Below are 25,785 nucleotides of genomic sequence, written 5' to 3'. Positions count from 1 at the left end.
GCGCTCCAAACCCTGACCCATCCCCGTGATCTGGGCCGATGGTTGCAATAGTGCTCTGCATGATCATCCTGGTCAGCTCGCGCGCAGCCCGCAGTCCGGACAGAGAAACATCAACCACGATGGATGGCCAGCGTCTCACGCGTGAAGACATCGACAACGCACAGCGTCCTGATCCGACGGCCATCGCTTAACGCGTCCAAGACAAAGTCGGGGCTCCAGCGCTCGTTTGGTCCTTCTGGCAACAATATCGGACTTCGCCGTGCCGATGGTCGCGCTCTGAGCCTGACGCCTCTGGGGCCACCATCTATCACGGTTTATCCCAATATTTCTCACGAAAATGCTAGAAATACGATAGAACGCAGATTCTTCGGCGAATTCCAGAAAAAGGAAAGCCCCCGAAATCCGCAAGGAAATCAGGGGCTTATTTGGGTGCGGGAGTAGGATTTGAACCTACGACCTTCAGGTTATGAGCCTGACGAGCTACCGGGCTGCTCCATCCCGCGTCAGCGTGGTGTCCGAAAAAACGAACCCCAGAAACACGAAAACCGGCACAAGGCCGGTTCAAACTGTCTGTCTCGTGTAAAGACAGGCCCGAACCAGTCGAGCAATCTAAGGGAAGATATCTGCAAGAATGAGGCTTATTTCAGCTGACCCGGCAGCGACTTACTCTCCCGCGCCTTAAGACGCAGTACCATCAGCGCTAGGGGACTTAACGGCCGAGTTCGGGATGGGATCGGGTGGGGAACCCCTGCCATAACCACCGGGTCGGCAGAAATAAGCCTGTATATTGGCAAACATTCCATACACAAATGCGCGCATTTGCTATGAGTCTGCCTGTATCACCAACAATTGACCAATAATTTTATTTGGTAGGTGTCTGATCCAGTCAGCCTGTGAGGCGTTCACCACCACACATGCGTTTCTAAAGATCAAGCCAATCGAGCAATTAGTACCGGTAAGCTCCATGCGTCGCCGCACTTCCACACCCGGCCTATCGACGTCCTAGTCTAGGACGGCTCTCAAGGGAAACCTGGTTTTGAGGTGGGTTTCCCGCTTAGATGCATTCAGCGGTTATCCCGTCCATACATAGCTACCCTGCAATGCGGCTGGCGCCACAACAGGTCCACCAGAGGTATGTCCATCCCGGTCCTCTCGTACTAAGGACAGATCCTCTCAAGTTTCCAACACCCACGGCAGATAGGGACCAAACTGTCTCACGACGTTCTGAACCCAGCTCACGTACCACTTTAATCGGCGAACAGCCGAACCCTTGGGACCTGCTTCAGCCCCAGGATGTGATGAGCCGACATCGAGGTGCCAAACGATGCCGTCGATATGGACTCTTGGGCATCATCAGCCTGTTATCCCCGGCGTACCTTTTATCCGTTGAGCGATGGCCCTTCCACTCGGGACCACCGGATCACTATGACCGACTTTCGTCTCTGTTCGGCCCGTCGGCCTCACAGTCAGGCAAGCTTATGCCATTGCACTCAACAGGCGATGTCCGACCGCCTTGAGCTTACCATCGCGCGCCTCCGTTACTCTTTAGGAGGCGACCGCCCCAGTCAAACTGCCCGCCAGGCTGGGTCCCGGCCCCATCCAGGGGCGCGGTTAGACAACGAAAAGAATAAGGGTGGTATTTCAAGGATGGCTCCACAATAACTGGCGCTACTGCTTCAAAGCCTCCCACCTATCCTACACATACTATTTCCGTTGCCACAGCCAAGCTGCAGTAAAGGTGCACGGGGTCTTTCCGTCTGACCGCGGGTACCCCGCATCTTCACGGGGAGTTCAATTTCGCTGAGTCGATGCTGGAGACAGTGGGGAAGTCGTTACGCCATTCGTGCAGGTCGGAACTTACCCGACAAGGAATTTCGCTACCTTAGGACCGTTATAGTTACGGCCGCCGTTCACCGGGGCTTCAATTCGACGCTCTCACATCTCCTTTTAACCTTCCGGCACCGGGCAGGCGTCAGACCCTATACGTCGCCTTACGGCTTCGCAGAGCCCTGTGTTTTTGATAAACAGTCGCAACCCCCTGGTCTGTGCCCCTCAGTTCTAGTTGCCTAGAGTGAGGCCTCCTTCTCCCGAAGTTACGGAGGTAATTTGCCGAGTTCCTTCAGCATCGTTCTCTCAAGCGCCTTGGTATTCTCTACCTATCCACCTGTGTCGGTTTCGGGTACGGTCTAATAGGAGGGCTATTTCCTGGGACTTCCAGGCTGCATCTTCAATCCAATAAGAAGATACAACTTTCGAAATCCGTCACACACTCCACGGCCACAGAATATTAACTGTGTTCCCATCGACTACGACTTTCGTCCTCGCCTTAGGGGCCGGCTAACCCTGCGCAGATTAGCTTTACGCAGGAACCCTTGGATTTTCGGCGAGCGGGTCTCTCACCCGCTTTATCGCTACTCATGTCAGCATTCTCACTTCCGATACCTCCAGCACACCTCACAGTGCACCTTCGCAGGCTTACGGAACGCTCCGCTACCGCTCTTACGAGCCCACAATTTCGGTGAATAGCTTTAGCCCCGTTACATTTTCGGCGCAGGATCGCTTGATGAGTGAGCTGTTACGCTTTCTTTAAAGGATGGCTGCTTCTAAGCCAACCTCCTCATTGTCAAAGCAATCCCACATCCTTTCACACTTAGCTATTACTTGGGGACCTTAATTGGTGGTCAGGGTTGTTTCCCTCTCCACGACGGACGTTAGCACCCGCCGTGTGTCTGCCAGATAGTACTTCCAGGTATTCGGAGTTTGATAAGGTTTGGTAATCCGGTGAGGACCCCTAGCCCAGTCAGTGCTCTACCCCCTGGAGTATTCATCTGACGCTCTACCTAAATAGATTTCGCGGAGAACCAGCTATCAGGAAGTTTGATTGGCCTTTCACCCCTAGACACAGGTCATCCGAGCACTTTTCAACGTGCAACGGTTCGGGCCTCCAGTGCATGTTACTGCACCTTCACCCTGCCCATATCTAGATCACTTCCCTTCGGGTCTAATGCTACGTACTCGGTCGCCCTATTCAGACTCGCTTTCGCTACGCCTACACCTATCGGCTTAAGCTTGCACGCAACACTAAGTCGCTGACCCATTATACAAAAGGTACGATGTCACTCCGAGGAGCTCCATCTGCTTGTAGGCATCCGGTTTCAGGGTCTGTTTCACTCCCCTCGTCGGGGTGCTTTTCATCTTTCCCTCACGGTACTTGTTCACTATCGGTCGGTAAGGAGTACTTAGGCTTGGAGGGTGGTCCCCCCATGTTCAGACAGGATTTCACGTGTCCCGCCCTACTCGAAAAGGTCTTCATTTTACCGGTACGGGGCTATCACCCACTATGGCGCAACTTTCCAGAAGCTTCCCGTTATTTCAGACCAGGCCTGGTCCCCGTTCGCTCGCCGCTACTAAGGGAGTCTCAATTGATGTCCTTTCCTCCGGGTACTTAGATGTTTCAATTCCCCGGGTTCGCTTAATAACACCTATGTATTCAGTGTATTATATCTCACTATTGAAATGAAAAACCAGCAACCAGCCGAAGCTGATTAATAGTTTTCCATCTCGGAGATGGGTTTCCCCATTCGGAAATCTACGGATCAAAGGGTGTTCGCACCTCCCCGTAGCTTATCGCAGCGTACCACGTCCTTCATCGCCTCTTACCGCCAAGACATCCCCCGGATGCCCTTTTGACGCTTGATCTCATATTCGAAACGCATGTGCGGAGGTGAACGCCCCTGAAAATCAGGGCCGCACAGCAACCACATATGGTTTCTGATCAGACATTGTTGGTTTCTTGCAGATTGACCCTTTATGACAGGCTCACCTCATGGTCGCGATGGCTTCGTGCAAAGCCGTACGCGCTTGCTGCTCGATAACAGCGAGGCGGATCAATCTTCCCTTACGATTACAAACATCCCGGAGACAAGCTCCGGAAACTTAGACACTTTCTTCATTCGCAAATTGTGCAGCACTGCTAAACCAACCACCAAGAAATGGTGGAGCCTAGCGGGATCGAACCGCTGACCTCCTGAATGCAAATCAGGCGCTCTCCCAGCTGAGCTAAGGCCCCGAAAAGGGTGGTGGGCCGAGGAGGACTTGAACCTCCGACCTCACGCTTATCAGGCGTGCGCTCTAACCGCCTGAGCTACCGGCCCCTAACAGGTTGCCCGGTAGCACCAGGCTGTGTCCCCATCAAACTGAAGGGAACAGCGAATGAAGGAAGAGAAACGAAGACGGCATAAACAACCGCATAGTTTTTGCTAGTTAAACTAGCTGTCTTTGAACGTCGCCATAGGCGTGAGCCAAATGACAGACATCCTTAGAAAGGAGGTGATCCAGCCGCAGGTTCCCCTACGGCTACCTTGTTACGACTTCACCCCAGTCGCTGAACCTACCGTGGCTTGCTGCCTCCGAAGTTAGCTCACAATCTTCGGGTAGATCCAACTCCCATGGTGTGACGGGCGGTGTGTACAAGGCCCGGGAACGTATTCACCGTGGCATGCTGATCCACGATTACTAGCGATTCCAACTTCATGCCGGCGAGTTGCAGCCGACAATCCGAACTGAGACAGCTTTTGGGGATTATCCCATTGTCACTGCCATTGTAGCACGTGTGTAGCCCTACGCGTAAGGGCCATGAGGACTTGACGTCATCCCCGCCTTCCTCCGGCTTGGCACCGGCAGTTTCCCTAGAGTGCCCACCCAAACGTGATGGCAACTAAGGATGAGGGTTGCGCTCGTTGCGGGACTTAACCCAACATCTCACGACACGAGCTGACGACAGCCATGCAGCACCTGTGCACTGGCCCCGAAGGGAGAAACCGATCTCTCGGAGTCGTCCAGGCATGTCAAGCGTAGGTAAGGTTCTGCGCGTTGCTTCGAATTAAACCACATGCTCCACCGCTTGTGCGGGCCCCCGTCAATTTCTTTGAGTTTTAACCTTGCGGCCGTACTCCCCAGGCGGAGAGCTTAATGCGTTAGCTGCGTCACCTACAGGCATGCCTGCAGACAACTAGCTCTCATCGTTTACGGTGTGGACTACCAGGGTATCTAATCCTGTTTGCTCCCCACACTTTCGCACCTCAGCGTCAGTATCAGTCCAGTTAGTCGCCTTCGCCACTGGTGTTCCACCGAATATCTACGAATTTCACCTCTACACTCGGTATTCCACTAACCTCTCCTGATCTCTAGACTACCAGTTTCAAATGCAGTTCCGAGGTTGAGCCTCGGGATTTCACATCTGACTTAATAATCCGCCTACGTGCGCTTTACGCCCAGTAATTCCGAACAACGCTAGCCCCCTTCGTATTACCGCGGCTGCTGGCACGAAGTTAGCCGGGGCTTCTTTACTAGGTACTGTCATTATCATCCCTAGCGAAAGAATTTTACAACCCTAAGGCCTTCATCATTCACGCGGCATGGCTGCATCAGGCTTGCGCCCATTGTGCAATATTCCCCACTGCTGCCTCCCGTAGGAGTCTGGGCCGTGTCTCAGTCCCAGTGTGGCTGATCATCCTCTCAGACCAGCTATAGATCGTAGCCTTGGTAAGCCATTACCTTACCAACTAGCTAATCTAACGCGGACCGATCTTTCACCGATAAATCTTTCCCCCGGAGGGCGTATACGGTATTACCTTTCGTTTCCAAAAGCTATTCCGTAGTGAAAGGCACGTTTCCACGCGTTACTCACCCGTCTGCCACTATATCGTTCGACTTGCATGTGTTAAGCCTGCCGCCAGCGTTCGTTCTGAGCCAGAATCAAACTCTCAGGTTGAGAATTGATGTCTGACGAAAATCCCATAATGACCGGGGAAAACCGGTCGGGATCAAATGCTATAAAGCAATTTTGCGTTTTGACGGGAAACCCTGTCACAACATCCATGGCCGAAACCATTTATGTTAGTGAAGGTATTTCCTTGAAACGCATTCGTCATAGTCGATTTGGTCCGATTAAGGACCGCAAGTCGCCCATGCCGCCTGCGTTTCTCTTCCTAATTCCTACAATGTCAAACAGCTGACCCGAAGGTCGTTTTGGCGTCTGGAGCTTGGCGCCCCGTCGACCGGAAGAGGCGGCTTATACAGCCACCGAATTTTGCGTCAACACCCTTTTTTCGACTTTCTGCAGAGTAATTTCAGCGAACCGAAAAACCTCTGTTTTGAGCCGAAAATTCTCCCACTGAGCCGTTTAACCGGCCCCGTTTTAGAGAGGCATTTCCGAAGAAGTCGCGGTCTCTAAAGACCGGCCCTCACCCCGTCAACTCCTCTTTTCAGCCTTTCTGCAGAAAAGTTGCATTTGCAACAGTTTCTGTGTTTTAGACCGAACGACTTCGCGGGGGCCGATGAACCGGCCTCTCTGAAGGCAAAGGTGTTTCCGAAGAAGACACGTATATAGAATCTATTTGGCCAAGTTGGCAAGCTTTATTTGCCGCAGAAATGCACTTTTTCTGCACCTCATATCAAGACCCTATATAGGACGGGCAATCTGGCTGCATACGCGCTAATCAGCCCCCCTTGATATAAGCTGTCATCGCCTCGGCTTCTGCTGTCACTGCATCGATTTTATGCTTCACGAGATCACCTATCGAAACGATTCCCGTGAGCTTGCCATTATCGACAACGGGCAAATGCCGAATCCGGCGATCTGTCATCCGTCCAAGACAACGATCCAGATCCTCTGAGGAATTGGCCGTGATTACCCCGCGAGTCATCGCTGCACTCACCTCTAAAGCGAGGGCCGACTCACCTTTACGAGCCATTTGACGAACAATATCGCGTTCAGACAGCACACCACATAAGGAGCCATCCGCTTCAACCGCGACGACCGCACCGATTCTATGGGTATCCAAAAGCTGCGCGGCCTCTGATAATGTGGCCGTGGCGGGAATCGTTGTGACCTTGCCCCCTTTGTCCTTTAGAATCGTTTCAATCAACATCGTCGTCCTCCAGCGCTTTTATATATAGAGAATACTAGCACGAGCTGTGGCCGAACCACAATCACGCGCCCTTTGTTTCATCGTGAAACAGATTCGCCCCATTTTGTGCCGTTAGCCCTTCAAAGTGACGCGAATCGAACTCCCCTAACAGGCGAACCCCGAAAATTCTTGGCATGGCCATTGCAACCTGACCGGCGACACTAACACCCCGGAAGGGAATGGACATGAACGCACATCGTCTTCTCACCACAGCTGCCGCGCTGGCGATCGGCACTGCGGGCTCACTTCTTCTTGCTGCGCCAGCCAGCGCACAGGCCGCGAGTTACGCGTCCGAGTTCGAACGCCCTTATGGCTTTGGCTATGGCGAAGAACAGCGCCCCTATGAAGCTAATAGCCGTGACCGCCTTGGTAACCGCGTCATCATCAATGGCCTGATCGAAGGTGGCACAGGGCTCGGCACTGGTCTGCACACAGGCTGGGGTCAAACTGAAGGCGCCAGCGGAATGCTTGGATCCGGTACAGCGGTTGGTAACCAGCTTAATGTTATCACCAACGGTTCAAACAACACGATCATCATTGATTCAACTCAGATCAACAATGGCGACCAGACGGTCGTTCTTAACGGGGAGCTCGACTTCTAATGAAAAGCCTCATCAAAACTCTGCTCCTCGGTCGCGCAAAAGCGCCTGCAGCAGCCCTTGCTTCTGCCATGGTTCTGACCGGCTGTATTTCTCCGACTGCAGGCCCGGGTGGTAACTACACTCAGCCAATCGGTGGTTCACCGGTTACAGCAAACCCAACACCTTATTCTAAAGGTCTGGTCTGCATGGGCCATTATGCCCGCCAGTCTGGCGTTCCTGCCCCGCGCATCGCGGTTGGTCGTATTCTTGACTATACAGGGAAAGCCGACATCGAAGGTGGCCGCCGGGTCACTCAAGGGGCTTCGCTGATGGCAATCTCTGCTTTTGCCAAGTCAGGTGCCCGTCTGGTTGAGCGTTTCGACACCTCCGTTTCCGAGCTTGAACTGAAATATGCCAACAACAAGCTGATTGGTGAAGGCGCAGACACGCAATTCCGCAAGATCACAGCCGGCTCTATCCCAGGCTCTGACTTCTATCTGGTTGGCGGCATTACTGAGCTGAACTACAATATCCGCTCTGTTGGCGGTGAAGCCTTCATTGGCGCAACCAATGCAACCGACCCAAAAGGGACAATTGGCGGCAAACTGTTTGTCATCAATGTCGGTCTGGACTTGCGTATGGTTGAGACCGAAACCCTCGAAGTGGTCGATGTTATCTCTTACCAGAAGCAGATCATTGGTCGTGAGGTGTCTTTCGGTATCTTCGATTTTGCCAATGGCAACGTCTTTGATGTCGGCGTCGGTGGTCGCGCCCAAGAGCCGATCCAGCTGGCGATTCGCTCTGTGATCGAGCGCGCAACACTGGAAATGATGGCCAACCTCTATGGTGCACCAACGGCTGATGTTTGCACCCTGACAGAGGGCGCTATCTCTTCAAACAGCACAACCGGCGACTACCGCCCGGCCCGTGCTCCCCTTGAAGAGTATAATGGGCCAGTTCGTGAAGAGCCGCGTCACGGTCGCTTCTAAACCCTCGGACTAAAATACTGTCCTTCAGAAAGGGGGATTAGATATGCTGAAGACTTCGCTGAAACTCTTGGGAGCGGCTGCAACTGTAGCCCTCCTGACAAGCCCAGCGCTCGCCGATGAAGATGGCGAGTATCAGGCACCACTTTCCATTGTCGTTATTGATCAGGTTCAGCTCAATGATGTCTGGTCTGACATGGAAGTTGAAATTCCGGGCTATGCGGCTGATGCTGTTTCAACCTCTACCGCTGTCGGTAACGCCGCAGCAGGCCTTGTAACCAGCGGCGACATCGATTTGGACGTTTACCAGACACTCAACGCCAATGTCGGTGCTGAAAACCGCATCACAGGCTATGCTGCCGGGACGGTTGTTGGCACAACCACAGCCTACGGTAACTCAACCACAGGCGGAACCTGGGCCGGTGACAACTATTACCGTGCTGATCAGGTCTCAAATGGTGATGTGTCAGCCTCGACCACATCTGACATCGAGGGCGCTTACCAGATTGCCACGTCGACAACGGCAATCGCCAACGTCTCAGTCCCGTCAGATGAGTATGGCACGAACCGTGCCTTCCAATATCAGGAAAGCAATGGCTCCGTCATCGCTGAAACTGATGTCGAGATGTGCTGTGATGGGAAGTCTGCAACGTTCACGACGACCGCGGGTGCAAACGCGGTATCCTCAACTGGTCTGACCTCAACCAACTTTAACGGTGCGGTGCAAATCGCGGCTGAAGGTGAAACCGTTCAATCCTATTCCGACGTCTATATGAACGATGGCCACGATGTTCTGGTCGCCTCAACTGGTTTTGGTAACTCTGCCACCGTGCACAATCAGTATGGTTATGCCACACTCGGTCGTGACGGATCTGAGCTTTATCAGCAAAATGGCACTGATGTTGATGCCCAGACCTATGTCACGCTGGATCACTGGTCTGGGTATGCCTCAGCCACAGCTTACGGCGTTGGCAACTCTGCCCTGATCTCGAACAGCGTCTCTGATACTGGCCTCTTCGCCAATCAGGACAATTCTGGACAGGTTTACAGCCAGGCTCAGTTCAATGGCCAGTCTACGGTTGAGGGTACGGGTATTGTCAGCGCGACCTCAATTGGTAACGCGGCCACCGCCACACTTTGTAACACTTGTGGCGATGCAGTCCTGCAAGGCGGCGTGAACCAGATCAACTCTGGCCAGGTCATTGCCCGTGGTCAGGCCTATGTCACCAATTCTGGCGGTGTCTATGGCAGCGCGACGGCGGTAGGCAACTCTGCAACCTTCCAGTCAACGGGCCACTAAGCCCGACCAAAACATCTAAAGCAAAGCCCCGCCATTGGCGGGGCTTTTTTAGTTTGAAATGTCAGTCGGTTTCTATTTCAGAATGAAGGTGACTTTCATCACGACGCGGTACTCTTTGACCTCGCCATCTTCCATGACAATGGACTGATCCTTGATCCAGGCCCCTGAAACATTCTTCAGTGTCTTGTTTGCCCGTTTCAGGCCTTTCTCGATCGCAGCATCAAAGCTCTTCTTCGATCCTGCAATAATCTCGGTTACGCGTGCAACAGCCATAATCTACTCCCTTTGTGGTTACAGCGCAGCATTCTGCTGCGTTCCCCTAAGGCAGCAGATATTCCGTAAACTGACAAGCAAAGACCCCAGAGGGTTGAGTTAGGCGAACCTACGCAGCCATGCGCTCCGGCTCGTGTGTGCCATCCTGAGGCTCGGCCTCAACCGGGATCCAGCAAACGACTTCAGTACCACCATCTGGCGCAGACTTGATACCGACATTGCCGCCATGCAGCTGAACGAAATGCTTCACCAGAGACAGGCCAAGTCCGGCACCGCGCTGGTCACTGGACGTGAAGCTGTCAAACCGGGTCGCCTGTTCCTCTTCAGGGATACCGCGCCCATTATCGGTAACTTTCAGGACAGCCGTGTCGCCCATTCGCTCGGCCGAGACGACAACTTTGCCGCCCGCATCGGTAAAGCGCAGCGCATTCGATACCAGATTGAACAGGATCTGGCGGATGCGTTTCTCATCGGCGCGGATCAGACCGAGATCATTGGCGACCTCAGCGGTCACTTCAACTTCAGTATCCGCGGCATTGGTCACACCAATCTGTACACTCTCCTCAACCAGAGCGCCGAGATCAACATCGCCAAGATCAAGCCCCAGCGTACCAGCTTCAATCATCGCAAGATCGAGAATGTTGCCGATCAGATCATTCAGATGGTTAGACGCCTCACAGATCGCATCAACCTTATCGCGCTGAGCCTCATTGAGATCACCAATCCGCTCCATTTGCAGAAACTCGCCATAGCCAAGGATGGTCTGCAGCGGTGAGCGCAGCTGATAGCTGACATTCTTGACAAACTCTGTTTTCAGGCGATCAGCGGTTTCAAAGGCTTCGGCCCGCTCACGCAGCGCGCCCTCAACCGAGCGCTGGGCCGTAATATCCGCAAACCCGATCAGCGTATTGCCGTCTGGCAAAGGCTTGGTCACATACGTGATGATCGAGCCATCGGCGCGCTTCATCTCACCCATGCTTTCCTGCCGCGCCGCCGAGCTTGGATCAGTGATGTGACCCTTGATCTGCGCCCAGGTTTCCCGGTCATGGAAAAGCGGGATACAGGCATCGGCAATCAGATCATAATCCGGCTCATCCTTAAGCAAGTCAGCTTCAAGCCCCCAAAGCTCTTCAAAAGCTTCATTTGAAAGCTTCAAACGACCATCCGTGCCAAATACGGCAACCGCTTCGTGCAGGCTGTCGAGCGTCTTGCCCTGTGTCTTGATCATCGCATTAAACCGGGTCCGCAGGTTCAGCTCGCTGGTAATATCCTTGAACAGGATTAGAAGACCGCCCATCGGGTGATGCTGGCGAGTGACTTTCAACGTGCGGTCATCTGGCAGATGCCATTCGTCTTCTTCGGTGCCGCTGACATCACCATAGTGCAGCTCTTCAGCGCGCCAGGCGGCATAATCAGTCCGTGCGGGCAGACGCCGACGTTCGCGCAGGCGGTCGAGCAATTGACCATGGGTTGGCATATCCAGCAGGAAGCCCTCATCAAGGTCCCACATCTTGGCAAAGGCCCGATTGTGGAAGGTCAGGCGACGATCGGCACTGAAAATCGCCACAGCATCGGCGACATGGTTCAGCGTCTCGTCATGGGCTTTCACGTGGCGGTCCAGATCGTCACGGGCTTTTTCCTGCTCGGTCACGTCAAACGCCATCGCGCCAACGCCACCCGAGAGCGGGAAGGAGAGGATACGCATCGCCCGCCGCTCGCCCTTGATCCCGAAATGACGGGTCTCATCAATCTCGGCACCTTCGCTCAACGTACGACGAACCTGATCGACCGCTTTCTCGTCAAGCATGATTTGGCGCTCAAGCACGCGGTCGAGATTCTCACCCTCAACCGCATCGATGTAAGAGGTGTTGGCCCATTGCAGGCGACCAACGCCGGAAACACGCCAGGCCGGGAATGGAGCTTTCCCCAGCATATCAAGGAAAGCCGCAGGATCGCGCGCAATCACCTGCCGGGCCTCTTCAAGACGCCCACGGGCAGAGCTTTCTTCCAGCCCTTTAATGGTGGAATCGGTAATCCAGACGACAACGCGCGCACCCGCTGTGCGGCCATCCGCTTCCAGGAACCTGCCATTCGCGCCGATCAGCGTCAAAGAGAAAGGCTGGCCTTCATTGGCAAGATCACGCAAGGCGAGCCGCAGAGTCGTATCCGCGCCCGTCGCATCTCGCGCTTCTAGGTCGGCAAGGCCTTCAATAATCCGCACCGCCGGGTCAATGGAAACCGCATCATCTGTGAAGCGTAAAAGGCTAGCGAGCGCGACAGGTGAACCATGAATCTCTGGCGCGGTAATCTCGGCGCCATCCACATCAACCTCTTCCCCCTGCCAGACCATGATAATCCCGGGATGCGCCCCCAGTACTGATTTCAGTTCCGCAAGCGAGGTCTCACTTTCGTTGACTTTCGCTTTGTAGCGTTTGGCCGCGCCGCGCGCGCCATCAGAGGTGCGCACCGCCCAGAGGATAAAAGCCAGCCCGAGCGCCAGTGCCCCGGCGGCAATAATCAGAGGGACCTGTTCGGCGGTCAACGGCATGGCACTCTCCAGTCGCAATTCCGCAATACGCGCAGAATCGCCTTTCTCACTGGTTAACGGAATGCCTGCCCTTCGTTAAGTCCGGGTTAACAAGTCCCCCGTCATTGTTAACCTTTGGCAGAGCTAATTCATCAGGTCCTCAAGTTCCTCACGCGCAATGGCATCGAATTCGGCCAGCACTTCATCTCGATTGCCCCAGGCCACATGAACATGATCTGGAACATGGACTTTGGTGATCGCCGTTGGCGCAATCGGCGCCGTTGGAACAGGGCCAACAAGCACAGCGTCATAATCGTCTGACCCGTCTGGGAAGATCTCCACATCAAACCGGGCCCCAAACGTCTGCGGCACCCAGCGATTACGCCAGGTCTTGGCCGCCCTGTACTCAGCATCCCAGTTTTGGCGATCACTGGCAGTCGCTGTGTAGTTATTTGCAGCGGCGCGCTCTACGCGGATATCTGTCGGCGTCATCATACCACCGCGCTCAAAGCATCTCTTATTCTCAACACCGCGAAATGCCAGAAAGCCAACATCGACCCCTTCTGGCACGCCACTGACAGCACCGCCTTCATACGACAGAACCCCAACCCCTTCGAGCTGCGCACCCGGGGCAAGCTGAATATTCCAGAGCACAGCATTATAGCTTTCCAAGACCAGATAGACCGGCACCTCGGTCTCAGTAACGATCACATCCGTGCGCTGATGATACTCAACACTACCCTCATGCGCTTTCTTATAGGCGTGCGCCATTGGTGATTTGAACCCGCCACCATAGCTATAGACATAGGCCATGTGAGACCCAGAACTTGCTCGCGGCATACGGCAGCGCGAGTGGACGGTGTGGCTGACAAATTCAGGTTTGATCGCCGGGTCATGACCCGCTACGGCGCTGAGCACCTTACCAAAGCTAACATCGCCAAGGCCTTGCGCCTGATGAATGGGGGTTTGCGGATCAACGCCGCCAGACGAACTGCCCCCGCAAGCGCCCAAGCCGAGAGCCAAAAAGCCAAGCGCATAAGCCCTGATCGTCATAAGAAAACCCCTTCATGATCAGCGCTCAGCAAATCACAAAGGGGTTGAAATCGGCTCAGGCCAATCGATAAAATTTCACGGATTGCTAAGATGACCAGTCCTCACCCCCTTCCCAACCGCCCGCAGAGGTCACCCTTGGGGTGGTTGGGAAGGGGGTGAGGACTAGTCCAAAAACTAGTAGCGATAATGCTCTGGCTTGAATGGTCCGGCAGTAGAGACGCCAATATAGTCGGCTTGCTCGCCTGAAAGCTGTGTCAGCTCCACGCCCAGCTTGGCAAGGTGAAGCAGTGCCACTTTCTCATCCAGCTCTTTCGGGAGCGTATAGACGCTATTGCCATACTCACCCTTATTCTGGTGCAGAGCGATCTGCGCGAGCGTCTGATTGGTAAAGCTCGCCGACATCACAAAGCTTGGGTGCCCAGTGGCATTACCAAGGTTCACCAATCGGCCTTCAGACAGAAGGATGATCCGCTTGCCATCCGGGAAGGTGATCATATCGACCTGTGGCTTGATATTCGTCCACTTGTAATTGCGCAGGGCTTCAACCTGAATCTCATTATCGAAGTGGCCGATATTACAGACAATCGCCATGTCTTTCATCTGACGCATATGGTCGAGGGTCAGGATATCCTTATTACCCGTCGCCGTGACGAAAATGTCCGCCTTTGGCGCCATCGTATCGAGCGTTTGGACATCATAGCCGTCCATCGCCGCCTGCAAGGCACAGATCGGATCGACTTCAGACACAGTCACACGCGCACCCGAACCAGACAGAGACGCTGCAGAGCCTTTACCAACATCACCATAGCCAGCCACAAACGCGGTCTTGCCCGCCATCATGACATCTGTGCCGCGGCGGATCGCATCGACGAGGCTTTCCTTACAGCCATACTTATTGTCGAACTTCGACTTGGTGACGCTATCATTGACGTTGATGGCCGGGAAAGGCAGTTCGCCTTTCTTTTCCAGTTGATACAGGCGGTTCACGCCGGTGGTTGTCTCTTCAGAAACGCCTTTGATACCGGCCTTGATCCGCGCAAACCAACCTGGGCTTTCGCTCATCCGCTTACGGATTTGACGGAACAGGGCCTCTTCTTCCTCATTCCCCGGATTGTCGAGAATGCTTGGGTCCGCCTCAGCCTTTTCACCAAGGATCAGATACATGGTCGCGTCGCCACCATCATCAAGGATCAGGTTGACCGTCCGACCATCCGGCCACTCATAAATCCGGTCACAGAACTGCCAGTACTCGTCCAGCGTCTCACCTTTGTGAGCAAAGACGGGCGTGCCTGCATCAGCAATCGCAGCGGCTGCATGGTCCTGCGTTGAGTAGATATTGCACGAGGCCCAGCGCACTTCCGCGCCAAGCGCTTCGAGTGTCTGGATCAGGACAGCCGTCTGGATCGTCATGTGCAGGGAGCCAGCAATCCGCGCGCCTTTCAGTGGCTGATCAGCGCCATACTCGGAACGCGCAGCCATCAGGCCCGGCATCTCGGTTTCAGCAATCTCGATTTCCATCCGGCCAAAATCAGCTTGGCTAATGTCTGCAATCGCGTAGTCGTGAGACATATCAACAATCCTTTATATGGTGTCTTGGGGCGCCATATAGCAGGACCGCTTATAAAAGAAACCCGTGGCCTCAGCGCAGACCTAAAACATCATCCATGCCATAGAGGCCGGGCCCTTGCCGGGCGGCCCATTCAGCCGCTTTGATCGCCCCATGCGCAAAGACCGCGCGATCCAATGCTGTGTGAGACAGGCTGACAATCTCCATGTCAGACCCGAACGTCACTTCGTGATCGCCAATCACGCCACCGGTGCGACGCACGGCAAACCCGATCTTGCCGGGCTCTCGCTTGGCATCTGGGCCATCATAAGGCGCAGAACGCAGCTCTGATAAGGGCTTGCCGCGCCCTTCAGCCGCCGCCTCACCCAGCATCAAGGCCGTTCCAGATGGCGCATCAATCTTGCGACGGTGATGGGTTTCGAGCACCTCAATGTCCCAATCCTCCCCAAGGCGCGCCGCCGCTTGCTTGACCAAAGCCTCGAGCAGGTTGACACCCAGTGAGAAATTGCCGGCTTTGACGATAGCTACGCGCTCTGAAGCATCCGCAATCTCAGCCTCCTGCTTTTCGGTGAACCCCGTTGTTCCGATCACAAAAGCCTTCACGCCCACCCCCGGCGCCAGAGCCAGAGCCGTCAGCGTGGCCTGAGGGACGGTAAAATCGATCCAGACTTGTGCCTCTCTCGCAGCCTCGCCAATCCCGGCCTGAGCTGTAACACCCAAAGGCCCATGCCCAGCCAGAGTGCCAATATCCTTGCCAATGTGCGGCGAACCCGGCGCTTCGCTCCCGCCGGTAATCTGATGTCCAGCATCCATCCCGGCCCGCACGAGCTGTTGCCCCATACGCCCGGCGGCACCCGCTACAGCAATCTTCAAAGTCTCTGTCATGACGCCCTTATAGGATGCTTTGCCAGCGATGCCATTCCTAAACGAGGGCTTCACCCTGTGTTCAGCGTAAAACTGTGTTAACCATAGGAATAGCCGTCATATCGACGGCTTTGAGCCATATGAGGGGAATATCATGATCCGCAAACTGCTTGCCGCTTCTGGCTTTGTCGCTGCTCTGGCTTTACCCGGGGCCGCGCAAACCTTCACCCATACAATCGATGGAGTCACCCACACTCACGATATTACAGTCTACAAGACCTATGGCACGTGCTGCCTGCAAACCTCGTGTTGCACACAAGCCTATTCAAGCTGTGGCCATTACACACCAAGCTATCATTATGACCATCACGGACATGGCTACGGCTACCACTCGGGTCATGCCACCACGACGCGAACCTATACCCATGCCCCAGTGACCCGCACCTATACGCGGACCTACACACACGCGCCGACTACCGTGCGTACTTACACACGCAGCTACACATCAGCCCCGACCGTCACCCGTCGGGTCTACGTTGAGCAACCGCGTACTGAAGCACTGTCATACCACCCACATCCATGCACGCATCATTATACGGAGCGCCACAAACCCTGCGCCCATTAGAGCTTATGAAAAAGCCGCACGAGATGACCCGTGCGGCTTATTTCTATGCACCGCTAAATGGTTGCGATCTTCTGTTCTTAAGACAGATCAGCATTTGGCCCTAACAGCGTGGTCAGGAACCCGGGAAGCTGAACGTTGTACTGGTCCTGCACCTTATCGAGGAAGCCAAAGACCAGAACAAAGGCCACGAAGGGCGGCACGAACCAGCGGATCAGGAACCGCCATGTGTTCATGACCCAGCCCTCTCCCAGTTCGCTTTCCAGCATGTGGCGGCTAACAATCCAGCCTGCAAAGATCGCGACCAGAAGCCCGCCCAGCGGCAACAGCAAGCCTTCCGTCATGAAGTCAACGAAATCGAGATAATCCAGCGAGAAGACATAGGCCGCGCCGATCATCCACAGGACAAACCCAACCCCAAGTGCCGCACCAAAGCGCGTGACGCCCTGACGCTCTTCGAGCCAGGATACACCAACTTCCATTAGTGAGATGGAAGACGTAAAGGCGGCAAACAAAGCCAGCGCAAAGAAGACGGTCGCCATGAGGGTCCCGGCCCCGCCCATTTCGCCAAAGGCCACAGGCATAGACACGAAGAACAGGCTTGGACCACTGGCTGGGTCAAGACCAACCATGAAGACGATCGGGAAGATCGCAAAACCGGCAATCAGAGCCACAAATGTATCAGCACCGACAATCAGAGCCGACGAGCGCGGAATATTGGTGTCCCGGTCAAGATAGGCACCATAGGTAATCATCAGACCGACCCCGACCCCGATCGAGAAGAAAGCCTGCCCCAATGCTGACAGGAAAGTCGAGAAGCCAACATCCTCCCATTTCGGGGTAAAGATGAAATCAGCTGCGGCCGTAAAATCACCCTGAGTTACAGCAAAGCCAACGACGACAAGGAGCATGATGAAGAATGCAGGCATGAGAATGGTCGCCGCGCGCTCAAGCCCGCCCTTAACGCCGCGCCCGACAACCAAAACATTGGCCAGCAGAAACAGCGATAGCAATCCCAAGATACCCCACTTGGTTGCCAGGGCATTTTCGCCCTGCCCGATCGTATTGAGGAAATTGGAGCCGGATGCAGCGGCATCCATGCCTTCAAACTTCCCTGTCGGTGCCTGCAGCAGGAACGCAATCAGCCAGACGGAAATGACCATATAGAAGGTTAGAATAAAGAAAGCCGTCAGCGAGCCAACCCAGCCAACGACGCCCCAATTCCCACTCTTGCTTTCGGCCCGCGCAAGCGATTCCACACCTTCAATCGCCGACATACCGGACTTGCGCCCCATGCTGTACTCAGCCATCAATAGCGGCAGCCCGACCAGCAAAACGCAGGCAATATAAATCAGGATAAACGCACCGCCGCCATTTTCGCCTGCTGTGTATGGAAAACGCCAGAAATTACCGAGCCCTACTGATGAGCCAACCGCGGCCATAATAAAGCCGAAGCGCGAGCCCCATGTGTCTGTCTTGCGGCCGATGGCTGCCATATGAGTTTCCTCCCAAGGAATAGATTTTGCGGGACACTAGCCTTGGGCAGGCAAAAATCAACGCGAAACCCCTCCGGCGAGAACAAGTTTTGTCAGTTCGACAATAGGGGATCATCCTTACCCAGATGCACCGCGCAGATCACACCAAAGCAGGCTGCTGTCGTAAGCATCACTGTCCCGCCATAGGACAAGAGCGGTAAAGGCACGCCCACCACGGGCAATAATCCCAGCACCATGGCAACATTGAACAGGATGTAGAATGCCACCGTCGCTGTCGCCCCGGCAGCGGCAAACCGGCCAAACAGGCTGCTCGCTCGCATACTGATTGCAAGGCCGAGGCCGAGGATCAACATCCACAAGAGCAACAGGCCGGATGTCGCGAGAAAGCCATTCTCCTCAGCCACGACCGTTAGAATGAAATCGGTATGCTGCTCAGGGATGTAATCGAGCTGGGCTTGTGTGCCTTCCATATAGCCTTTCCCGGTCAATCCGCCTGAGCCAATTGCGATCTTGGCGTTGTGAATCTGATAGCCGTCATCCATCACATTCACACTCTGACCCGTCAGTTGCGCGAGATAGGTATCAACCCGTTCGCGCTGATAATCTTTGAGGACGAAACTATAGACCAGTGGAACGCTGATCACCGCAACCGCCAGAATGGCCATAATCACGCGCCACCATAGGCCAGCCAGAAAAATCAGGATCCCGCCCGACGCGAACAAGGCGAGTGTCGTGCCAAAATCGGGCTGGCGGAAGATCAGGGCCGCCGGGATGGCGATGATCAGCAAAGCCGGGATATGGATCAGTAGCCCCCCTGAATAGTCCGTCAGCCGCTTATGATAATAAGCCGCCAGGGCCAATGTCGCGGCCACTTTCATGAACTCTGAAGGCTGAACGCCGATCGGTCCAATTTGCAACCAACGCTGCGCCCCGCCCCCGACTGTGCCGAAGAACTCCACGCCAAACAGCATGAGCAGCGTGCCAAAATACATTGGCCAGGCCAGCGCCAGCCACCACTTGATCGGCACGAGGCCAGCAACAATCAGAATGACAAAAGCGGCTGCGAGCCGAACAGCCTGCTTCATGGGCAGATCCGCTTCGGCCGGGTTGGTGTAGGTGGCCGAATACAACACTGCGAGGCCGATCACCCCCATCAGAACCAGCAACAGGATCAAAGCCCAAGGCAAGCGCGTGAACTGCCCCAGCAGGGTCTTGCGCGTAAAATCAAGCCGCCCGGCAGAGGTCGTGATTGCCATTGCCTATAAGTCCTTGCTCGCCGCGCCAGTGCCAAGAGACGCAGTCTGCGCATAGGTCGGGGTAGCCCGGGAATCCCGCTTCATCGCCTCAGCCATAATATCTCGGGCAATTGGCGCTGCGGTTCTAGACCCACCCTCGCCATGCTCAACAATCACAGAGATCGCATACTTGGGATCGTCGTGCGGAGCGTAGGCAACGAATAAGGCATGGTCACGCAGCTCACGCGCAATGTCGTCACCGCCGCGAATATTGCCAGAAGCGCGCTCTGCCGCCGTAATCCGCCGCACTTGCGCAGTGCCAGTTTTGCCAGCCAGACGTGGCCCGCCAAGCCCCAGATCACCGGAGCGCAAGGCGGTTCCGCCAGCCTCTGAGGTCACTCCATACATGCCCGCCTTCATTCGGCGCATAAAGTCGGGGTCCAGCGGAGCATCCAACGGGATGTCGGCTTCCGGACGCGGCCCATTGCCAATGATGCGCGGGGTCACGATCCGCCCTTCTGCCGCAATGCGGGCCGTCATCACCGCCAGTTGTAATGGCGAGGTTGAGACCTGCCCCTGCCCGATGCCAATATTCAGGGTCTCCCCCTCAAACCAGGGTTCCCCGCGTGCCGCGCGCTTCCACTCATCATTCGGCACCACGCCAGAGCGTCCACCGGTCAGCCCCAGCTCCCAACGCTGGCCAAAACCAAACTGTTTGGAAATCTCTGCCAGATGCTCAATCCCCATGCGCCGGGCGATTTCATAGAAATAGACATCGCAGGAAGCCTTAATCGCCCAGTGCATATTGACTGACCCATGCCCACCCCGTTTCCAGCAATGCCAGGTATTGCGACCAAAACGGTAATGGCCAGGGCAGTAGACTTGCTCTCTTGGATCAATAACGCCCGCTTCCAAGGCTGCCGTCGCCACCACCATTTTAAAGGTCGACCCCGGCGGATAGGTGCCATCATAGGCCTTGTGATAAAGCGGTGAGCGATTGTTGAACCGCAGCAAGTCATAGTCGGCCTGGCTTATGCCATTGACGAAATCATTCGGGTCAAAGGCCGGGGTTGAGACAAAGGCCAAAATATCCCCGGTTTCAATGTCCATGACGACAGCCGCACCGCTTTCGTCACCAAAGCGCTCAATCGCCTTGCGTTGAAGCTCGGCATCCACCGTCAGGTGCAGATCACGGCCCGGTTTTGGGGCAAGCTCTGGCGCATCAAACTCCCGGATAATCCGACCAGCCGCATTGGTTTCGAGCTTCCGAAAGCCGGCCTGCCCGCGCAGCCATTCCTCGGCATAGCGCTCAACCCCGGATCGTCCTGTGCGCATATCCGGATGCTTGAACAGTCGCCGGATCGCGGCTTGCTCATCGGGCGCAGAGCCTTCACTCAATCGCTCAAGGTCTGCTTGGCTTGCGCGTGCAACATAGCCCAGAACGTGAGCAAAATCGCGCCCACGCGGGTAAGATCGTGTTGATCCCATCTCGACCACAATGCCCGGCAGATCGGGCGCGCGCAGGGACATTTTGGCGAAATCTTCATAAGTCAGCTCGTCAGCAACGGTAACCGGGCGAAACCGGGCTTCGCGACGCACAGTTTCCAGAATGCGCGCCTGCCGGGCCGGGGTGAGGTCAATCAGTTTGGCAACTTCATTCAACGTCTCAACAACGTTACCAGCCTGCTCCTGAATAATCGACACCCGTCCAGCTTGCCGATGCGCAGCAAGAGGGCGTCCAAACCGATCCAGAATGCGCCCACGCTTGGGCGGGGCCAGTTCCAGTTTCACCCCATTTTCATCGGCGAGCACGTCAAATTTCTCATGCTCCATAATTTGAAGCTGAAAGAGACGCGCAATCAAACCAGAGAACAGCGTACCACCAATGCCCGCCGCGATCATCGCGCGCCGCGTAAACAGGCTATCGATGGGACGTTGCAGGCTCATGATAACTGCCCCCTTTCATCAGGCCGCCGCCCCAGATCAAAAACAGGCGCAATCAAGACATAAAGCGCCATCGTCGACAAAAAGGATAGAAAGACCGGCTCCAGACGAACCGCATTGCCATTCGTCAAGCTGGCAATGACCCAGAGTAGAACAAATCCAACCAAGAGGCAGGAAACCGGGATAATGATCGCTGCGCCGCCTGAGCGTTCCGTATCAAACATCTGGTACAGAGCCGCACTGACCCCGAACACGGCGAGATTGAGCAGGGCAAACACACCCAATGGGGCGAAAATCATTGAGACATCCTGCGCAAAACCAAACAGGATCAACATAATCATGGGTCGCGCAGCAAGCCCCCCAGCACCCCAGCCTGTTGCTGCAATCAGGGCTGCAAATGGCCAGCTGAGCGTGAAGCCGAAATAATTCGGCGTTAGTCCCGCTGTGCCAATCACAGCCACCAGAACAGCGCCGACCAGCAATCGGATATCAGGCGACGCATTGCGCCACCATTTGACTACCCCGGATAGGACAGGAAAGCGATCACTCATCGGCGGCATCGTCCTCTGCGCCATCCTCGACGAGTGGCGCTTGAATCACAAAGTCCTCAGGCGCGGGAATACGAATGGACGGCTTAAGCCGGACGTAGCCGAGTTGACCTTCATTCATGGCGAGTTGCACGCGCGGTTCGGCGCCGTCCTGATCGCCAACCCATCCGACCACAACGCCGCGTGGGAACAAGCCGCCTTCGCCAGACGTCAAAATCCGTTCGCCCTCAATAAAGCGGCCACTTTCAGGACGGTCGGTTAACCGGCCATCACCATCGCGCCCGCCATACATGATGGCTCGCAGGCCGCTCGCCTCCCCCATCACAGGGACACGGCTGTTAAAATCTGTCAGCTTCAGGATACGGGCTGAGCGTTGCCCGACATTAACGACCCGTCCGACCAGACCACGATCATTTTCAGCAAAATAGCCTTCCTGAACGCCGTTCTGCCCCCCTGCATTGGCCAGCAAGCCTTCCGCGAACGGACCATTGGTCTCCGCCATCACCCGAGCGGTGACTTCCGCCGCCTTGGGTTCACCCTGCATGTTGAGAATATCTTCATAGACTTCCAGACGCTCGGCCATGGACAGCGCCATCGCCTCATACTGCGCGAGCTCCCGCACGCGCGCCTCAAGCTCCATAATACGGCGGTCCTTGCCTGTCGCAGCCGCCAGCTCATCTGGCAGCCCGGCCCGCGAAAGCACAAACATCTGGTCTGAGGCCGCGGTCCGTACCGGCTCGATCCGCTCACGTAGCTGCGGTGAGGTTTGCAGGAAAAGTAAGGCCAGCAGACCCGCAATCGCTACGAAATAAACATAGCGTCGAAGCGGTGTGCGTCTTGATCCCTTGCCGGCATAGCGTGGCATGGATCACCCCTTTCAAAAGCGGCTTATACGGTCGCTATATCACACTTCAGGTGACAGGACGTTTTTCATCCGGCTGAAATTCTCAAGCACGAATCCACACCCATTCGCGACACATTTCAAGGGATCCTCGGCGATCATGACGGGCAATCGCGCCTGTTTCTGGATCACCGTATCGAGGTTCCGCAGCAGTGCGCCCCCTCCGGTCAGGACAATTCCACGATCAACAATGTCAGCGGCCAGTTCCGGCGGCATGGCCTCAAGCGCAATGCGCACAGCTTCAACGATCTCAGAAACCGGATCAGCTAGCGCCTCCGCCATCAAGCGCTCATTAATCTCAATCTCGTTTGGAACACCATCGCCCGTGCCACGGCCGCGCACCTGAACCGACATGCCATCACCGCTTTCCGGGGCGAGCGCGGTTCCGATTTCTTTCTTGATCCGCTCAGCAGACATTTCGCCAACCAGGATGCCCATATTCTTGCGAAGATAGGCCATAATGGCTTCGTCCATCTTGTCGCCGCCAACCCGGACGGAACGCGAATAGACCTGACCGCCAAGAGACAGCACAGCAACCTCTGTTGTCCCGCCACCAATATCAACGACCATAGAACCCGCAGGCTCCTCAATCGGCAACCCAGCGCCGATCGCGGCAGCCAGCGGCTCATCAATCAGGTGAACTTCACGCGCGCCAGCAGCCAGCGCAGACTGGTGGATTGCACGGCGCTCCACATTTGTGGCCGAGCTTGGCACACAGATGATGATCATCGGTGAGACAAAAGCGCGGCGATTGTGCACTTTGCGAATGAAGTGCTTGATCATCTCTTCAGCGACTTCAAAGTCGGCGATGACACCGTCCCGCATTGGACGAATAGCTTCCATGTTCAGCGGCGTCTTACCGAGCATCTGCTTGGCTTCAGCCCCAACCGCATAGACAACCTTGCGGCCGCCCTGGTTCATATAGGCAACCACAGAGGGCTCATCGAGCTGAATCCCGTGACCCTTGACGTAGACCAGCGTGTTCGCTGTTCCGAGGTCAATTGCCATGTCTGTGGAGAGTACGCCGAGTAGGCTTCCAATCATTTTACGCGCCGCTTCATGTCTGGGCGTGCCGACACATCGCCGATCACGCTGCTGGTGTTACACAGCCCCCATACCCCAATGCCGTTTAGATTCGATTAAAGCAAGAGTCCGCAGACAGATATTGTGAACTTATCGTTCACTTTCTGCAAGCTTCCCACCACTATTGATATCTAGCCGTTTGCAGGTATTGGCCCCAAACACTCAGGCGTACAGGCCGTACACGACTCTTCTACGCCGCCATGCGCTTCAGGCGGCGGGCCTCCAGCTTATTCAAGGCATGGATATAGGCCTTGGCGCTCGCAACCAGCGTATCCGGGTCGGATGAGCGCCCCATAGCCATGATACCCTCCCCCTTCAGGCGTACACTCACTTCGGCCTGCGCATCAGTCCCGCCGGTCACCGCATGCACCTGGAACAGGTCCAGCTTACCGCCATGGGGAACAATCGCCTTAATCGCATTGAACACCGCATCAACCGGACCATTGCCTTCGCGCACCACTTCCTGACGCTCGCCATCGACAACCAGCACAATATCCGCCGTTTGTGGCCCTTGAGAACCAGCCACGACCCGCAGACTCTCAAACGAGATACGCTCACCCACAGCTGACAGCTGATCATCAACAAGCGCGATCAGATCGTCATCAAAGACGTGCTTCTTCTTATCGGCGAGGTCCTTAAACCGTTTAAATGCTTCATTCAGCGCTTCCTGGTCCAGCTCATAACCAAGGCTTTCCAGCTTGTCGCGGAAGGCATGGCGCCCGGAATGCTTGCCCATGACGAGGCTGGTCTTGGAAACCCCAACGTCTTCAGGCTTCATGATTTCATAGGTTTCGGCATTCTTCAGCATACCATCCTGATGGATGCCACTTTCATGCGCGAAAGCATTCTTACCAACGATTGCCTTGTTGAACTGAACCGGGAAGCCGGTAATCCGGCTGACCATATGGCTGGCCGTTGAAAGCCTGGTCGTGTCGATCCCGGTCTGGAAAGGCAGACCATCGCGGCGCACATTGAACGCCATCACAACCTCTTCGAGCGCAGCATTCCCTGCGCGCTCACCAAGGCCATTTATGGTGCATTCAACCTGTCGTGCCCCAGCCTGAACCCCGGCAATTGAGTTCGCCACAGCAAGGCCCAGATCATTATGACAGTGGGTCGACCAGATCACTTTATCACTATCCGGGATCGCTTCGCGCAAACTGCGGATCAGGTTCCCATACTCTTCCGGGTGGGAGTATCCGACTGTATCGGGAATATTGATCGTCGTCGCACCACTGGTGATCGCCGCATCGATACATTTACAGAGGAAATCGAACTCGGTCCGGGTTGCATCTTCCGGGCTCCACTCGACATCCGGAACCAGATTACGCGCCTGCGCCACGGAGCGCCCCACAGCCTCCAACACAGCATTCGCACCCATTTTCAGCTTATGCTTCATGTGTACCGGGCTGGTCGAGATGAAAGTATGGATGCGTGGCTTGGCAGCATGGCGCACAGCGGCAGCGCAGCGCTCGATATCCCCCGGTGTTGAGCGGGCGAGGCCACAAATAGTCGCTGTCTTGGAGCGCCGGGCAATCTCGCTCACCGCCTCAAAGTCGCCTTGGGAGGCGGCTGGGAAACCCGCCTCGATCACATGCACGCCCATCGCCTCAAGCAGTTCGCCGAGCGCCAGCTTCTCATTATGGGTCATGGACGCGCCGGGCGATTGCTCGCCATCGCGCATTGTGGTGTCAAAAATAATAATATCGCTGTTATCGCTCATGGGTCTGGCCTGAAAGTCGAAAGGAGGTCTTGGTGAAGTCTCTTCCCCTGGCCGTGGACCCGCGCGCTAGAACGCAGTCGCTACCGGCCAGGGGCCGATAAGGAGAGATAG

Annotated in this window: 18 protein-coding genes, 3 tRNA genes, 3 rRNA genes and 1 pseudogene; 4 read left to right on the top strand and 21 right to left on the bottom strand. The window is 55.4% G+C overall.

Annotated features, from left to right (window positions below):
- Positions 1-64 precede the first annotated feature (64 nt).
- The 9 genes and pseudogenes from RYZ27_RS02320 to RYZ27_RS02280 all read right to left on the bottom strand — a co-directional run.
- A pseudogene (locus RYZ27_RS02320) lies at positions 65-242 on the bottom strand (IS3 family transposase); the annotation flags it as partial.
- Positions 243-426: 184 nt separating this feature from the next.
- A tRNA-Met gene (locus RYZ27_RS02315) sits at positions 427-503 on the bottom strand.
- Between the two features lie 147 nt (positions 504-650).
- Positions 651-765, bottom strand: a 5S ribosomal RNA gene (rrf, locus tag RYZ27_RS02310).
- Positions 766-925: 160 nt separating this feature from the next.
- Positions 926-3,699: ribosomal RNA gene (locus RYZ27_RS02305) — 23S ribosomal RNA — on the bottom strand.
- Positions 3,700-3,993: 294 nt separating this feature from the next.
- Positions 3,994-4,069, bottom strand: a tRNA-Ala gene (locus tag RYZ27_RS02300).
- An 8-nt stretch (positions 4,070-4,077) separates the two neighbouring features.
- Positions 4,078-4,154: transfer RNA gene (locus tag RYZ27_RS02295), tRNA-Ile, on the bottom strand.
- Positions 4,155-4,322: 168 nt separating this feature from the next.
- Positions 4,323-5,773, bottom strand: a 16S ribosomal RNA gene (locus RYZ27_RS02290).
- Together the 16S, 23S and 5S rRNA genes with 3 tRNA genes alongside form the textbook arrangement of a ribosomal RNA operon.
- Positions 5,774-6,500: 727 nt before the next feature.
- Positions 6,501-6,932 carry a CBS domain-containing protein gene (locus RYZ27_RS02285; RefSeq protein WP_406680745.1) on the bottom strand — a complete coding sequence of 144 codons (432 nt, stop codon included), beginning with the start codon at positions 6,930-6,932 and terminating at the stop codon, positions 6,501-6,503.
- A 61-nt stretch (positions 6,933-6,993) separates the two neighbouring features.
- Positions 6,994-7,158, bottom strand: a complete 165-nt coding sequence (locus RYZ27_RS02280; protein WP_406680744.1) for a hypothetical protein — start codon at positions 7,156-7,158, stop codon at positions 6,994-6,996.
- Here RYZ27_RS02280 and hfaA point away from each other — a divergent pair.
- From hfaA to hfaD, 3 genes are read left to right on the top strand one after another with little or no spacing between them, the layout of a single operon-like run.
- Positions 7,157-7,573, top strand: coding sequence for a holdfast anchoring protein HfaA (gene hfaA / locus RYZ27_RS02275; RefSeq protein ID WP_406680743.1), 417 nt, complete (start codon positions 7,157-7,159; stop codon positions 7,571-7,573). The genes RYZ27_RS02280 and hfaA overlap by 2 nt on opposite strands.
- Entirely contained in the window at positions 7,573-8,541 is a 969-nt protein-coding gene (hfaB, locus tag RYZ27_RS02270) for a holdfast anchoring protein HfaB (RefSeq protein ID WP_406680742.1), read from the top strand. The genes hfaA and hfaB overlap by 1 nt, the downstream gene beginning before the upstream one ends.
- Before the next feature lie 43 nt (positions 8,542-8,584).
- Positions 8,585-9,838, top strand: coding sequence for a holdfast anchor protein HfaD (gene hfaD, locus RYZ27_RS02265; protein ID WP_406680741.1), 1,254 nt, complete (start codon positions 8,585-8,587; stop codon positions 9,836-9,838).
- Between the two features lie 72 nt (positions 9,839-9,910).
- On the opposite strand, the gene RYZ27_RS02260 is transcribed toward hfaD, so the two are convergent.
- The 5 genes from RYZ27_RS02260 to dapB all read right to left on the bottom strand — a co-directional run bounded on the left by RYZ27_RS02260 (position 9,911) and on the right by dapB (position 16,143).
- A complete protein-coding gene (locus RYZ27_RS02260) occupies positions 9,911-10,111 on the bottom strand; it encodes a dodecin family protein (protein ID WP_406680740.1) in 201 nt (66 codons plus the stop codon).
- 109 nt (positions 10,112-10,220) lie between these two features.
- Entirely contained in the window at positions 10,221-12,659 is a 2,439-nt protein-coding gene (locus RYZ27_RS02255) for an ATP-binding protein (protein WP_406680739.1), read from the bottom strand.
- A gap of 123 nt (positions 12,660-12,782) precedes the next feature.
- Positions 12,783-13,691, bottom strand: coding sequence for a hypothetical protein (locus RYZ27_RS02250; RefSeq protein ID WP_406680738.1), 909 nt, complete (start codon positions 13,689-13,691; stop codon positions 12,783-12,785).
- A 174-nt stretch (positions 13,692-13,865) separates the two neighbouring features.
- Entirely contained in the window at positions 13,866-15,260 is a 1,395-nt protein-coding gene (ahcY, locus tag RYZ27_RS02245) for an adenosylhomocysteinase (protein WP_406680737.1), read from the bottom strand.
- 70 nt (positions 15,261-15,330) lie between these two features.
- Positions 15,331-16,143, bottom strand: a complete 813-nt coding sequence (dapB, locus tag RYZ27_RS02240; protein ID WP_406680736.1) for a 4-hydroxy-tetrahydrodipicolinate reductase — start codon at positions 16,141-16,143, stop codon at positions 15,331-15,333.
- A gap of 133 nt (positions 16,144-16,276) precedes the next feature.
- On the opposite strand from dapB, the gene RYZ27_RS02235 reads away from it, so the two are divergent.
- The gene (locus RYZ27_RS02235; RefSeq protein WP_406680735.1) at positions 16,277-16,747 is read left to right on the top strand and encodes a hypothetical protein; all 471 of its coding nucleotides are present in this window, start codon (positions 16,277-16,279) and stop codon (positions 16,745-16,747) included.
- A gap of 77 nt (positions 16,748-16,824) precedes the next feature.
- Here RYZ27_RS02235 and RYZ27_RS02230 read toward each other — a convergent pair whose 3' ends face one another.
- From RYZ27_RS02230 to RYZ27_RS02200, 7 genes are all read right to left on the bottom strand, one after another.
- Positions 16,825-18,240 carry a sodium-dependent transporter gene (locus tag RYZ27_RS02230; protein WP_406680734.1) on the bottom strand — a complete coding sequence of 472 codons (1,416 nt, stop codon included), beginning with the start codon at positions 18,238-18,240 and terminating at the stop codon, positions 16,825-16,827.
- A gap of 92 nt (positions 18,241-18,332) precedes the next feature.
- Complete coding sequence (gene rodA / locus RYZ27_RS02225) at positions 18,333-19,496, bottom strand: rod shape-determining protein RodA (protein WP_406680733.1); 1,164 nt, start codon at positions 19,494-19,496, stop codon at positions 18,333-18,335.
- A 3-nt stretch (positions 19,497-19,499) separates the two neighbouring features.
- Positions 19,500-21,422 carry a penicillin-binding protein 2 gene (gene mrdA, locus RYZ27_RS02220; protein WP_406680732.1) on the bottom strand — a complete coding sequence of 641 codons (1,923 nt, stop codon included), beginning with the start codon at positions 21,420-21,422 and terminating at the stop codon, positions 19,500-19,502.
- Positions 21,419-21,970, bottom strand: coding sequence for a hypothetical protein (locus RYZ27_RS02215; RefSeq protein WP_406680731.1), 552 nt, complete (start codon positions 21,968-21,970; stop codon positions 21,419-21,421). The genes mrdA and RYZ27_RS02215 overlap by 4 nt, the downstream gene beginning before the upstream one ends.
- Complete coding sequence (gene mreC, locus RYZ27_RS02210) at positions 21,963-22,832, bottom strand: rod shape-determining protein MreC (protein ID WP_406680730.1); 870 nt, start codon at positions 22,830-22,832, stop codon at positions 21,963-21,965. The genes RYZ27_RS02215 and mreC overlap by 8 nt, the downstream gene beginning before the upstream one ends.
- A 39-nt stretch (positions 22,833-22,871) precedes the next feature.
- Positions 22,872-23,912, bottom strand: a complete 1,041-nt coding sequence (locus RYZ27_RS02205; protein WP_406680729.1) for a rod shape-determining protein — start codon at positions 23,910-23,912, stop codon at positions 22,872-22,874.
- A gap of 229 nt (positions 23,913-24,141) precedes the next feature.
- Positions 24,142-25,674, bottom strand: a complete 1,533-nt coding sequence (locus RYZ27_RS02200; protein ID WP_406680728.1) for a 2-isopropylmalate synthase — start codon at positions 25,672-25,674, stop codon at positions 24,142-24,144.
- Positions 25,675-25,785: the final 111 nt, after the last annotated feature.

Origin of the sequence: Hyphomonas sp. FCG-A18 (assembly GCF_045287255.1) — a bacterium.
Classification (GTDB): domain Bacteria; phylum Pseudomonadota; class Alphaproteobacteria; order Caulobacterales; family Hyphomonadaceae; genus Henriciella.
Note: the sequence above shows the minus strand (reverse complement) of the source record. Positions and strands in the feature narration are given on the sequence as shown.